At 41.3% G+C, this 13,033-nt stretch carries 14 protein-coding genes; 9 read left to right on the top strand and 5 right to left on the bottom strand.

Annotated features, from left to right (window positions below):
- Positions 1-40 precede the first annotated feature (40 nt).
- From VNZ46_RS03805 to VNZ46_RS03780, 6 genes are read left to right on the top strand one after another with little or no spacing between them, the layout of a single operon-like run.
- Positions 41-754, top strand: coding sequence for a methyltransferase domain-containing protein (locus VNZ46_RS03805; protein WP_325558770.1), 714 nt, complete (start codon positions 41-43; stop codon positions 752-754).
- Entirely contained in the window at positions 744-1,796 is a 1,053-nt protein-coding gene (locus VNZ46_RS03800; RefSeq protein WP_325558769.1) for a type III polyketide synthase, read from the top strand. The genes VNZ46_RS03805 and VNZ46_RS03800 overlap by 11 nt, the downstream gene beginning before the upstream one ends.
- A gap of 13 nt (positions 1,797-1,809) precedes the next feature.
- Positions 1,810-2,259 carry a 3-hydroxyacyl-ACP dehydratase FabZ family protein gene (locus tag VNZ46_RS03795; RefSeq protein ID WP_325558768.1) on the top strand — a complete coding sequence of 150 codons (450 nt, stop codon included), beginning with the start codon at positions 1,810-1,812 and terminating at the stop codon, positions 2,257-2,259.
- Positions 2,252-3,526 (top strand): beta-ketoacyl-[acyl-carrier-protein] synthase family protein, encoded by a 1,275-nt coding sequence (locus VNZ46_RS03790; protein WP_325558767.1) that lies wholly within the window; start codon positions 2,252-2,254, stop codon positions 3,524-3,526. The genes VNZ46_RS03795 and VNZ46_RS03790 overlap by 8 nt, the downstream gene beginning before the upstream one ends.
- Positions 3,523-3,786 carry an acyl carrier protein gene (locus VNZ46_RS03785; RefSeq protein WP_316836817.1) on the top strand — a complete coding sequence of 88 codons (264 nt, stop codon included), beginning with the start codon at positions 3,523-3,525 and terminating at the stop codon, positions 3,784-3,786. Before VNZ46_RS03790 ends, VNZ46_RS03785 begins: the two co-directional genes overlap by 4 nt.
- The gene (locus VNZ46_RS03780; RefSeq protein WP_325558765.1) at positions 3,767-4,246 is read left to right on the top strand and encodes a 4'-phosphopantetheinyl transferase superfamily protein; all 480 of its coding nucleotides are present in this window, start codon (positions 3,767-3,769) and stop codon (positions 4,244-4,246) included. Before VNZ46_RS03785 ends, VNZ46_RS03780 begins: the two co-directional genes overlap by 20 nt.
- Here the strand turns inward: VNZ46_RS03780 and VNZ46_RS03775 are convergent.
- The 3 genes from VNZ46_RS03775 to VNZ46_RS03765 all read right to left on the bottom strand — a co-directional run bounded on the left by VNZ46_RS03775 (position 4,243) and on the right by VNZ46_RS03765 (position 8,055).
- Positions 4,243-5,124 carry an exopolyphosphatase gene (locus VNZ46_RS03775; RefSeq protein WP_325558764.1) on the bottom strand — a complete coding sequence of 294 codons (882 nt, stop codon included), beginning with the start codon at positions 5,122-5,124 and terminating at the stop codon, positions 4,243-4,245. The two genes, VNZ46_RS03780 and VNZ46_RS03775, sit on opposite strands and share 4 nt — an antisense overlap.
- Positions 5,125-5,128: 4 nt before the next feature.
- Complete coding sequence (ppk1, locus tag VNZ46_RS03770) at positions 5,129-7,186, bottom strand: polyphosphate kinase 1 (RefSeq protein ID WP_325558763.1); 2,058 nt, start codon at positions 7,184-7,186, stop codon at positions 5,129-5,131.
- A gap of 104 nt (positions 7,187-7,290) precedes the next feature.
- The gene (locus tag VNZ46_RS03765) at positions 7,291-8,055 is read right to left on the bottom strand and encodes a hypothetical protein (RefSeq protein ID WP_325558761.1); all 765 of its coding nucleotides are present in this window, start codon (positions 8,053-8,055) and stop codon (positions 7,291-7,293) included.
- Between the two features lie 70 nt (positions 8,056-8,125).
- Here VNZ46_RS03765 and VNZ46_RS03760 point away from each other — a divergent pair, with 70 nt between their 5' ends.
- Complete coding sequence (locus VNZ46_RS03760) at positions 8,126-8,617, top strand: YajQ family cyclic di-GMP-binding protein (RefSeq protein WP_133780862.1); 492 nt, start codon at positions 8,126-8,128, stop codon at positions 8,615-8,617.
- Between the two features lie 35 nt (positions 8,618-8,652).
- Positions 8,653-9,090 (top strand): GNAT family N-acetyltransferase, encoded by a 438-nt coding sequence (locus VNZ46_RS03755; protein ID WP_325558759.1) that lies wholly within the window; start codon positions 8,653-8,655, stop codon positions 9,088-9,090.
- A 52-nt stretch (positions 9,091-9,142) separates the two neighbouring features.
- On the opposite strand, the gene VNZ46_RS03750 is transcribed toward VNZ46_RS03755, so the two are convergent.
- Both VNZ46_RS03750 and VNZ46_RS03745 read right to left on the bottom strand, forming a co-directional pair.
- Positions 9,143-10,243, bottom strand: coding sequence for an NADH:flavin oxidoreductase (locus VNZ46_RS03750; protein WP_325558758.1), 1,101 nt, complete (start codon positions 10,241-10,243; stop codon positions 9,143-9,145).
- Positions 10,244-10,251: 8 nt separating this feature from the next.
- On the bottom strand, positions 10,252-10,545 hold the full coding sequence (locus VNZ46_RS03745; protein WP_316836810.1) for a metalloregulator ArsR/SmtB family transcription factor: 294 nt from the start codon (positions 10,543-10,545) through the stop codon (positions 10,252-10,254).
- Between the two features lie 178 nt (positions 10,546-10,723).
- Here VNZ46_RS03745 and VNZ46_RS03740 point away from each other — a divergent pair.
- On the top strand, positions 10,724-13,033 hold a 2,310-nt coding region (locus VNZ46_RS03740), incomplete at its 3' end, for a TonB-dependent receptor (RefSeq protein WP_325558754.1).

Here is a 13,033-nt window from a genome sequence, read left to right as displayed (position 1 = left end):
AAAAGAACCCACGGTCAACCATTAACTCCCCCACCTTCTTATGATTAATACCAGCCGCAGAAGCGAGGCCATAGAGATAATGGATGATTTTGAGATGGAGGGAGAAATCCTGAGAGATGCACTGGATAAGATTGCAAGGATCAATCAGCTACTGGGTGGGAATAAAGTGACCCTGCAAGGCGTTAAAAAACTGATCCGAACCCATAGCAAAGCGCCCCTGCGTGTATTGGATGTTGGTTGTGGAAATGGAGATATGCTCAGAAAACTGGCAGATTTCGCTGCAAAGCAGGGTCTGACCACAGACCTATTGGGTATAGATGCGAATCCCTATACCGTACAGCATGCAAAAACACTATCTAAAAATTACAAAAACATTCATTATCGTACTGCAGATATTTTTGAGGAGATGAACAAAGAGAACACTTATGACATCATATTGTGTACCCTGACCTTACATCATTTCACGGATCAGGAGATTCTGTTTCTTTTAGGTGCTTTTTCCAAACTTAGCCGGCTGGGCATTGTTATCAATGACCTGCACAGAAGTTCAGCTGCTTATTATTTATTTAAAGCGCTCTGTTTTGTGTTCGGATTAAATGACATGTCCAGAGAAGATGGGTTGATTTCCATACTTAAGGGATTTAAAAAAAGAGATCTGCAGAACTTTTCAAAGCAACTTTATTTCAAACATGACCGTATTCAATGGAGGTGGGCATTTAGATACCAATGGATCATTCAGACTTATGAGCACTAAAGTAATAACGGTTAACAAACAAATACCAGAGCATTCCAGAGAAACTGCAGAAATCCTACCCTTCCTGGATGGATGGCTGTCGGGAAAAGAAGACCGTTTTATCCGGAAGGTGAAAAAGATCTTTGAAAACGCTGCGGTAGACCGGCGTTATTCCTTTCTTTCTCCTGAAGAAGTTTTTTCTGACAGCTCCTTTGAAGAGCGCAACAATATCTATATCAGAGAAGGAATAAGATTATCGGCCCAATGCGTTGCAGGCGCTTTGGAGAAAGCAAAATGGCAGGCTGAGGATATAGACTTTCTGATTACCGTAAGTTGCACAGGAATCATGATTCCGTCTTTAGATGCCTACCTGATCAACAAATTGCAGATGCGGCAAGACGTGGTCCGCCTCCCGGTTACAGAAATGGGTTGTGCCGCCGGGGTATCGGGTATGATCTATGCCAAAAATTTTTTAAAGGCGAATCCTGGTAAACGTGCTGCCGTAGTGGCGGTAGAATCTCCTACAGCGACCTTTCAGCTGGAAGACTTTTCCATGGCCAATATTGTTAGCGCAGCCATATTTGGAGACGGAGTGGCTTGCGTGCTCATGTCTTCGTGCGAAGCAGACCAGGGGCCGGAAATTCTGGACGAATCGATGTACCACTTTTACCATGCAGAACAAATGATGGGCTTTGCTTTAACCAATACGGGATTGAAAATGGTCCTGGATATTGATGTTCCAAAAGTTATTGCAGAACATTTTCCTCAGATCATCCACCCTTTCCTGGCAAAAAATCATTTAAGCATCAAAGATATTAACCACCTGATCTTTCATCCCGGAGGAAAAAAAATTGTGCAAATGGTCGAATCTTTGTTTGCGGCTGAAGATAAAAATATAGAGGATACAAAAGAAGTGTTACGTTTGTATGGAAATATGTCGAGTGCCACTGTTTTATATGTTCTGGAACGTTTTATGGACAAAAAACCATCAAAAGGAGAAAAAGGATTAATGCTGAGTTTTGGTCCTGGCTTTTCTGCGCAAAGAATACTGCTGCAGTGGTAAAACAAAAATTTATATGATGAACAAACAAGAAATTTTAGAGAAATTACCCTACAGTGCCCCATTTTTATTTGTTGATGATCTTCTAACTATTGATGAAAATGGTGCAACAGGAACTTATACTTTCAACAAAGATCTGGATTTTTATAAAGGCCACTTTAAAGATCACCCCGTTACCCCTGGCGTAATTCTTACTGAAACGATGGCGCAGATTGGAATGGTTTGCCTGGGCATATATCTAAGTGGGTATATTGATTCAGGGGCTTCCAGCCATGTTATGCTGACTTCTACAGCTATTGATTTTATAAAGCCTGTTTTCCCTGGTGAGAAAGTAACTGTGGTTTCTGAAAAAGTTTATTTCCGTTTCAAGAAACTGCATTGCAAAGTAGAAATGAAGAACGAAGCTGGTGATGTGGTTTGTAAAGGAACTTTATCTGGTATGGTTACCAAAAAACTAAATGGCTAACAGGGTTGTTGTCACCGGACTTGGCATTGTGGCTCCAAATGGCGTGGGAATTCCTTTGTTCAGGGAGGCCATCAAGAATGGCAGGTCCGGGATTAAACACCATAGCCAACTTCAGGAACTCCAGTTTTCCTGCCAGATTGCTGGCCGGCCGGAACTGAGCACTGAGCTGGTTTCAACCTGCTTTACAGAACTTGACCTTCGGAACTTTAACAGCGAAGGCATCTTATATGGTGTAATTGCAGGTATGGAGGCTTGGAAAGATGCCGGCCTCTCTATGGAAAGACAGGAGGATCCGGATTGGGACAGTGGTACTATTTTTGGCGCAGGAACCTCTGGTATAGAAAAATTCAGGGAGGCCATTTATAAAATTGATGAAAAACAGGTCCGCAGACTAGGCAGCAATGCAGTGATGCAGACCATGGCCAGTGGCGTAAGTGCTTATCTAGGTGGAAAACTGGGTTTAGGCAATCAGGTGAGCACCAATTCTTCTGCTTGTACAACTGGTGCAGAAAGTGTATTGATGGCCTTTGAGCGGATCCAGTCTGGAAAAGCAAAACGCATGTTAGCCGGAAGTACCAGTGATGGCGGCCCTTATATATGGGCAGGTTTTGATGCGATGAAAGTTTGCACCTACAAACATAATGAAACGCCTGAAAAAGGATCAAGACCAATGAGCAGCTCTGCCAGTGGATTTGTGCCGGCATGTGGAGCAGGTGCCCTGCTGCTGGAATCACTGAACAGTGCTGTTGAACGCGGGGCTAACATTTATGCTGAAGTATTGGGTGGTCACATCAATTCGGGTGGACAAAGAGGCACTGGTACGATGACTGCCCCCAATAGCAAAGCTGTACAAAACTGCATCAGCACGGCCCTAAAAAATACGGGTCTGCAGGCAGATCAGATTGACGTGATCAACGGACATTTAACAGCGACGATAATGGACAGCACCGAGATCAGCAACTGGTGTACTGCCCTGGGGCGTTCCGGACAGAATTTCCCGTACATTAATGCATTAAAGGGTATGACCGGGCATGCCTTAAGCGCTTCGGGCAGTTTGGAATGTGTGGCTTCGGTTCTTCAGGTAGCAGAAGACTTTTTATTCCCCAACATCAACTGTGAGGATCTCCATCCGGATATCGCGGCACAAATAGATCCACTAAAAATCCCTCTTCATTATCAATCTCATCCTATAGAGTATCTTGCAAAAGCGAGTTTTGGCTTTGGTGACGTTAATGCTTGTATCATCTTTAAAAAATATAGATCATGAATAAAGAAGAATTGCTCTCCCGTTTGAAAGTCATTGTTTCTAACTACACCCAAAACAAGGAAGCATTGGACAGCATCAACGAAGACACCGATTTCCTGAAAGACCTGAAGATCAACTCTGCAAATCTGGTAGATGTTGTACTGGATGTGGAAGAAGAATTTGGAATCGAGATCGATAACTTATCAATGGAAAAAATGCTCAATGTACGTGCAGCCATTGAGATTATAGAAAGCAAACTCCATGAGGCTGGCCGGGAATGACATTGTAGACTTGCGGCTTGCAGCAAGGGAAAGCAACTGGATGCGCAAAGGTTATCTGCAAAAGATCTGCTCTGAAAAAGAACAATTGCTGATCAGAGAAAGCGAACACGCCAATCAGCTTGTCTGGTTGTTCTGGAGCATGAAAGAAGCCGCCTATAAAATACATTCCAGAAAAACAGGTCAAAGGGTTTATGCCCCTGCTGCTCTGGAAACTACCCTACAAACACTTGATCCCGGCTATTCCACTGGCCTGGTATCTGTAGAAAATTGCTTGTACTTCACCCAAAGTGAATTCAATAATGAAATGATCCATTCACTGGCCGCCCAAGAGCAATCCTTACTGAAGGAAACAGAGGTTAGAATATCTCTTCACCAAGATGGTATATATCCGGATTATGCTTGTACAAACCCGCACAGCGTAAGCCATCACGGGGTTTATCTCGCTCTTATTTACCTCTAGCTCAGATTTTCTTCAATCAGCAGGTTAATGATCCCGTCTGCCATGCCCACTCTTGGTACGTACAACTGTTTAATTCCAGTCCACTTTAGTAAGGTGATATAGATTTCACAAGCAGGTATAATCACATCTGCACGGTCGGGATTCAAACCCACCAGGTTGATCCGTTCTTTTAAAGAATAGCTATTGAGTTGGTTGTACATTGACTTTAACTTCAGGAAAGTAAGCGGTGTACCGTCTTTTTCGTTGGACATTTTAAAGAGCTTATTGATGTTCCCTCCTGTGCCTATACCAGCCAGATTTTTATAATTCCGGGTTTGCTCTTTTACCCATATCCGCATGTCTTCCCAGGTTTCCTCTTTATCCTGGTTGTCCAGTATCCGAATGGTACCAATATCAAAAGATTTGGAAGCCACAGGCGCCTTGTTTACAAAAACAGATAATTCGGTGCTGCCTCCACCTACATCAATATACAGATAACTCTTTTTAACATCCAGGGTCTGCTCAATATGATTGGAATAAATGATATTGGCCTCGCGCTGACCTTCTATAATTTCAAGTGTCAGTCCAGTCTGTTTTTTTACTCTGGCGATGATGTCTGCTCCGTTTGAAGCCTCCCTCATGGCAGAGGTTGCGCAGGCAAGGTATTCTGTAACATGGTAAACATCCATCAGATTCTTAAAAGCCGTCATGGTCTTTAACAAATCTTCAATTTTCCTGTCTGATATCTTCTGATCAAGAAAGGCATCGTCTCCCAAACGTAACGGAACCCTGACTAAGGTGTTTTTCTTAAAACCATATCCGGTCTCGTCTTTTGTAATGTCGGCGATCAGTAACCTGACCGCATTGGAGCCAATATCTATAGCAGCGTATCTTAACATGAATTTACTGGTGTTTATTTTTTAAGTAGTTATAAGTCTGAACCTGTGCCCGTACTTTAGTTGTTAATCTGTTTTTATGGTATTTATTATTGTTCAGCTTAGTGATGTCCCTGGCTTTAACATTGTCCTGAAGTTGAAACTCTATGATATCTCTGATCTCCTGCCGAACTTCGGGATCCAGTACGGGGAAACCAACTTCCACACGGTGTTCAAAATTCCTGCTCATTAAATCGGCCGAAGACAGGAACATTTCTTCTTTGCCATTGTTGCAAAATATAAATACCCGTGCATGCTCCAGGAACTTGTCTATAATGCTGACTACCGTGATGTTCTCGCTAAAGCCTTTCATTCCCGGAACCAGACAGCAAATTCCTCTCACGATCAGCTTTATTTTTACACCTGCATTGCTCGCCTCATATAGTTTTTCTACGATACCCTCATCGGCCAGACTGTTGACTTTCAAAATCAGATAAGCTGGCTTGGAAGCTTTGGCGTGCCGGATTTCCCTGTCTATCAATTCGTAGAATTTTATCCTGGATTCCAGTGGAGAAACGATAAGGTGTTTAAAGCCTTTTGTTACTGTCTTTTTGTTTAAAGCAGTAAACAATTTCAAAAGATCGGAAGTGATCTCTTTTTTAGCGGTAAAAATGCTGTGGTCGCAATAAAGCCTGGCGGTTTTTTCATTGAAATTTCCGGTGGCCAGATTGGCGTAATATACAGCTCTCCCACGCTCCATTCTTTTCACCAGGCAGATCTTGGAATGGACTTTATAGTCTGTTAGACCATAATTCACGTTAACACCTTCCTCTTCTAGCCTGTTCGACCAGTAAATATTGGCTGTTTCATCAAATCTCGCCTTCAATTCGACCAGGCAATTCACCTTTTTTCCATTTTTTGCTGCATTGATCAGGGCATTGACCACCCTGGAGTTTTCCGCTAAACGATACAGGGTAATATTGATCTCTGTCACTTTAGGATCTATAGCCGCTTCTCTTAAAAACAAGATGATATAATCGTAAGACTGATAAGGCAGGTTAATGAGGTAATCACGCTCCGCAAGTTTGTTGATGATACTTTCGGTACGGTGCAGACCGGCAACCTTAAGCGGTACCGTTGGCGGATACTCTAAACTTGCAGAGCCTACATTCGGGAAGCGGATAAAATCACCAAACCTATGATAGCGGTTACCAGGAATCAGGCTCTCGGCCTCAATTTTCATCTTGGAAACCAGTACACTCAACATATCGAAGGGCATTTCTGTATCATACAATAAACGCATGGGTTTGCCCTTTTTGCGTTTATCGAGGCTTGTCTTTAATTCTTCTATAAACTTATCGCTGATATTCTTATCTATATCCAGCTCCGCATCGCGGGTAACCTGTATTGAAAAGGCCTCAATTTCGTCATAATTGAAAACATAAAAGATATCATCCAGGCAATATTTGATGATGTCTTCTGCCAGGATAATGAACTTTAATCCATTCGTTTCTGGTAGGACCAGGAACCGGGGAAGGTCATTAGGCAATTCAATAAGCGCATATTTCTGGTTCTTTTTAGAGCCTTTTTTAGACAAGCGTACCAAAAAGTATAGGTTACGGTCTTTAAGCTCCGGAAAAGGCTTATCCAGATCAATCATGATGGGAACCAGGTTAGACAAGATCCGGTCTCTGAAATGATTCCGGACAAACTCGCCCCTTGCCACATTGAGCTGGGTATCATTTAAGATAAAAATACGGTTCTGGGCAAGTTCGTTAATCAAAGTGGCCTGAAAAAGCTGTTCAAACTTACGTTCCTGCTTTACAACAATATTTTTGATTTCATTAAGTACCTTTTTGGGATTAAAACCAAGAAGTGCCTTCGTCTTATCATTTAAATTGGTAAGCCGCGTCATGGTAGCTACCCTGACGCGGTAAAACTCTTCCAGGTTTGAAGAAAATATAGACAAGAATTTGATTCGTTCTATTAAAGGGACGCTTTCATCGGCGGCTTCCTGCAGAACCCGCTCATTAAAATATAGCCAGCTAATCTCTCTGTTTAAAAAAGGAACCTTTTTCTTAGTCATGTATATGTATCAATTCCCCGTTTGACCGGGAATAGTCAAAACTGCAAATTCTAATGTTAAATCATTGTTAATTATCGAGGAATTAACATAAAAATAATTTAACCTTATTTAGCTGCTTCGGCTTCCTTTTCAGCAGCCTCCGGAGTTTTGACTACGGCCGGGCTTTCTGTAACTGTTTTTGAAACAGGTGAAGCCGGTTCAGCTGGTTTGGCCGCTGCGGTTTTTGCAGCCGTTGTTTTAGCTGCTGTGGTTTTAACTGCAGGTTTTGCAGGCGCAGTTTTAACTGCTGAAGGTTTTTTTACAGCACTTGCTTTTGGAGCAGCTGATTTAGCAACAACAGGTTTAGCAGCAACTGGCTTAGAAACAGTTGGTTTTGCGGCAATGGGTTTAGCCGGACTTGCCGCTTTTACTACTGGCGCTTTTTTAGGGGCTGCCACAGCTTTTTTAACAGCTGCAACTGGTTTTGCAATTGCCTTAGCTACTTTCTCTTCTGTAGCAATGGCTGTTACTTTAACGCTCTGCGCAACAGGTTTGGCTTTGGCTGCAACTTTTTCCACTACTTTTTCCGCTTTTTTAACGCTTTTAGAAACCTGTGCTTTTTTGGCAGAAGCTTTCTTCGCAACCTTGTCTTTCTTCTTCACAACCTCTTCCGTCTTACTGGTTACTGATTCTTTAACTTCCTGCAATTTTTTAGAAAGCTTTTCGGCAACCGATTTACTCGCTTTAGTAATGTCTGCAGCGATTTTCTCTGCATCATGACCGAGATGACTGATCACTTCCAGGAACTTTTCAGTCAAAGTTTTTTCTAATTCTTTTTTTGCTGCCTTTTTAGCAACTTTTTTTTGCACTTTTGATTTCTTGGTTTTCATAATAAACGTATAAGTTATGGATAATCAATTATTAACTAATTTAACAATTTTTTATATTAAAGCTATTATCATGCCCACTTTTGACATTGTAAGTAAAGTAGACGCCCAAACATTCGACAATGCGATGAACAACGCTAAAAAAGAGATTTTGAACCGTTATGATTTCAACAATTCTAAGAGTACGATAGACCATGATAAAAAGACCAATGTGATCACTATCGTAACTGAAGACGACATGCGGTTGAAAGCCATACAGGATGCCATTATCTCCCGGATGATCAAACAAAATCTGGATGCCAAGAGCCTTGACTTTGGTAAAGAACAATATGCTTCAGGCAATATGATCAGAAAGGAAATATCTGTAAAAGAAGGAATTGACAAAGAAACTGCAAAAAAAATCGTAGCGAAAATTAAAGCAAGCGGACTGAAGGTTCAAGCTTCTATGATGGATGACCAGGTACGCGTACAAAGCAAAAGCATTGACGATCTTCAGGCTGTAATTTCCTTATGCAGGAAGGAAGATTTTGGTCAGCCATTGCAATATATCAATATGAGAAACTAATGACGGTTTAATGTCTTAAAAACCAATAACAAAGAATGGAAATTATAGAAAATGGATATATTTTTTCAGACGATGTTCAAAAAATTGATCCAATATCAGTACACCATTATTTGAGTACCCAGTCTTACTGGGCAGAGGGAATTCCGCTGGAAACTGTTCAAAAATCTATAGATAATTCCTTGTGTTTTGGAATCTATAAGGAAGCCAACCAAATTGGTTTTGCCAGATGGATCACAGACAAAGCCACTTTTGCTTATCTGGCCGACGTATATGTTCTGGAAGAACACAGGGGCTTGGGTTTATCTAAAAAACTGATGTCGCTGATGCTTTTTCATCCAGACCTTCAGGGCTTGAGGAGATATATGCTGGCTACGCAGGACGCCCATGGATTATATGCCCAGTTTGGATTTAAGCCACTGGAACATCCCGACAGGCTAATGGCTGTTGTGGTTCCAAAAGTTTATCAGCAATAGTATTTCTATAAAAAAATAGAAAGGGGACCTGGATTCAGATCCCCTTTTATGCTTAAATCAGTTGGGCTAAAGCTTCTCTGCTGAAACCCTTCAATTCATCTGTTTTGTTTTGATGAATCTTTTGCACCCAGTTCGGATCTGCAAGCAGTGGTCTCCCAACAGCCACAAGATCAAAATCTCCGCGGTCCATTCTTCTCACCAATTCATCCAACGAACTTGGCTGCGAGCTTTCTCCTGCAAAAGCGGCTAAAAACTCACCGTTAAGCCCTACAGATCCTACAGTTATTGTTGATTTCCCGGTGATTTTTTTGGCCCAGCCTGCAAAATTCAAATCAGAGCCTTCAAACTCCGGCTCCCAAAAACGGCGTTGTGAGCAATGGAAAATATCCACACCTGCGTCAGCCATTGGATTTAACCAGGCTTCTAGTTCGGCAGGAGTCTTAGCCAGCTGGTGGGTGTAATCCTGAGGTTTCCATTGTGAAAGGCGAATGATCACCGCGAAGTCTTCTCCAACTTGTTTCCTTACTTCTTTGATCACCTCAATTGCAAAACGACTTCTTTGTGCCAAAGTTTCCCCACCATACTGATCTTTCCGGTCATTGGTTCCGGTCCAGAAAAACTGGTCAATCAAATAACCATGTGCACCATGAATCTCCACGCAGTCAAAACCCAGCCGCTTGGCATCTGCTGCTGCACGTCCAAAAGCCGCAATGGTATCTGCAATATCTGATTCTGTCATGGCTTTTCCATTTTCAAAACCCGGTTTATTAAAAGCTGAAGGCCCTTCAAAAGGTGCAGAAGGCACCCAACCGGAATGGTGGTTATCCATAACGCCCATATGCCAGATCTGAGGTCCCATTTGTCCTCCTGCTTGGTGAACGTTCTGTATCACGTTCTGCCATCCCGCCAATGCCTGTTCTCCATAAAAATGAGGGATATTTTTGTCATTGGAAGAAGAAATACGTTCTATTACTGTTCCTTCCGATAAGATCAGTCCAACTTCTCCGGCTGCTCTTTTCCTGTAATACGCCGCTACTTCTGGTGTAGGTACACCATCAGGCGAAAAGGAACGCGTCATCGGAGCCATGACAATTCTGTTTTTGATATTCAAAGATTTAAGGCTAAATGGCCTAAATAAACTGTCTGTATTCATATTATTTTCTATAAGTCTTTTTGTATAATCTGTGTGAGTTCAATAAAAGCTTTCTCATTTCTTTTATAATAAGTCCACTGTCCTACCCTGGTCGATTCTATCAATCCGGCACGCTGAAGAATAGACAGGTACTCGGAAACAGTAGACTGTGTCAGTCCAGCCTTCTGCTGGATTTGCCCAACACAGACACCAGATTCAAATCCAGGTTGATCAGGAAAATGTACTTCCGGATCTTTCAGCCATTGTAAAATCTGTAACCTTGCTTTATTGGACAGTGCCTTAAAGACATCTAAGTGATTCATGAGACAAATATATATCGACTTTTTCCGATATACCAATAAACAATTCACAAATGACATTGCTTTGATATCTGATATCCAGACTTTTTATTAGTCTTATTTATTTTAATTCTAAATAATTTTGCTAAAACCAAATGAGATTCTATCTTTGCGGCCAATTAGAATTAATCTTAATAATAATATGCCAGATATTTACAAACTATTTAGCTTCCTCGCTATCCTTTTAGCTCTTCAATCTGCTGTTTATGCACAAAACACAGGTAAAATCGTCGGTACCATTAAAACAAGTGATGGCAAACCTGCCGGATATGTAAGCGTAGGCCTGAAAAATGCAGGAAAAGCTGCGGTAACGGATGAAGATGGCGCATTTTCCATTAAAAATGTGAAGCCAGGAAGTTATATAATTAAAATATCGGCTGTTGGCATTGCTTCGCAAGAAAAGTCTGTTAACGTTGTTGCCGGGCAAACTGCAGAGATCAGCTTCTCTATCTCGCAATCCGCTTCTCAATTGGATGAGGTAGCCATCAATGGTTACAAAACGCCAAATCAGAAACCGGTGAACCTGGGTAAGATCGCCATTGCACCCAGGGACCTGCCTCAGGCTGTACAGATCATTGGCAGTCAGGTGATCCAGGATCAGCAGGCCAACCGTTTAGCTGATGTTTTAAAGAATGTAAACGGTGTATCTTTAGGGGCCAACCGTGGCTCTGTTGGTGAGAATTTTTTTGCCCGTGGTTATAGTTTGGGTTCCAATAATGTTTTTAAAAATGGCGCAAGAACAACTATTGGTGGTATGCCGGAAGCGAGCACATTAGAATCTGTTGAAGTATTAAAAGGAAGCGCAGCCTTATTATATGGAGGAGTTAGTGGCGGAGCTGTTATAAACATGGTGACTAAAAAGCCTAAATTTGAATATGGTGGTGAAGTTTCTATGCGTGTTGGAAGTTATGATTTATACAAACCCACCGTTGATCTCTATGGCCCAATTTCTAAAAAACTAGCTTTCCGTGTAATTGGAACTTATGAAAAGGCTGGTAGCTTCAGAGACCATGTAGATTCTAAAAGAATCTACGTTAATCCATCCTTACTTTATAAAATCAGCGATAATACAGAATTATTGGTTCAGGGAGATTATTTAAAAAGTGATTATACACCTGACTTTGGTATAGGTACAGTTGCAAACAAACTGTCTCCGCTAGGAAGAAATGTATACATCAACACAGACTGGGCATATAATAAAACGAATACCTCTACAGCACAGGTTAATTTAAATCATCGTTTTAATGACAACTGGAAGTTAAACGCGATTGCATCCCTACAGTCATACAAAAGAAATTATTTTTCTTCAGAGCGGCCGTTTGCTGATGCAGCCGGAGTTTTGTATCGCTCACTCACCCGCTCAAATATTAAAGAATTCACTTACAATGAGCAGATCAATTTAAATGGGTCATTTAAAACGGGATCTTTACAGCACACATTGTTAGTAGGTGTTGATGCAGATCAATCTAATACAACAACAGGTGCATTCAGCAATCCCAACACAAGAACAGTGAATTTAAATGGCGTCCAGACTAAATACTATGATCAGGTGAATATACTTGACCCACTAACTTTTAATCAACCGACAAATTTTAATACTCCAGAAACTGCTTTGTTGACTAATACGGTGGCGCCAATCTATAGAATGGGCGGCTTTGTACAAGATTTGATTGCTGTAACGGAGCAATTTAAAGTACTAGCTGGTTTGAGATGGACTTATCAAAGAACACCTGTAACAACGGTTAAAACAATTGCTGACGGAAGCGAAACAAAAACTACCGGAGATACTAAAGTAGATAAAGCATTTTCTCCTAAAATCGGACTAATCTACCAGCCACTAAAGACTACATCTTTATATGCAAGTTATTCCAATAACTTTACACCAAACACAGGCATTGATATTGCAACCAACGCACCAATGGCTCCTTCCATTATTGATCAATATGAAGCAGGTGTAAAAAATGACTTTTTGGAGGGCAAATTATCCGCTAACATAACCTACTATAAGATTAAGAACAATAGGTATGCACTAACTGCAATTGCAGATGCAACCAAGAAAGAGTTTAGTGGTAAATCTGAGAGTGACGGGTTAGAAATTGACCTGACTGGAACGATCGTAGACGGCTTAAATTTTATTGCGGGCTATAGTTATAATTATATGAGATATACTTCCACAAGCGCCACAACAGGTATTGTAGAAGGCGAACGTGTAGTTGGTACGACTAAGAACACCGCAAATGGTACATTGTTTTATACTTTTAATTCTGGTGAACTTAAAGGTCTTAAACTTGGAGCTTCTGCATTTTATACAGGAGATCGTAACGGTGGCCGAAATACAACAAAGAATAACTCTTCTACCGGAATCATTCCACTTAAAGGTTTTACAACACTTGACTTTTCTGCTGGTTACAGCTGGAAAAAGCTATCCTTACTTGGTAAGATCTCGAACATT

The organism is Pedobacter sp. (assembly GCF_035566355.1).
Taxonomy (GTDB): domain Bacteria; phylum Bacteroidota; class Bacteroidia; order Sphingobacteriales; family Sphingobacteriaceae; genus Pedobacter.
This window is presented reverse-complemented; position numbering and strand designations above follow the sequence as displayed.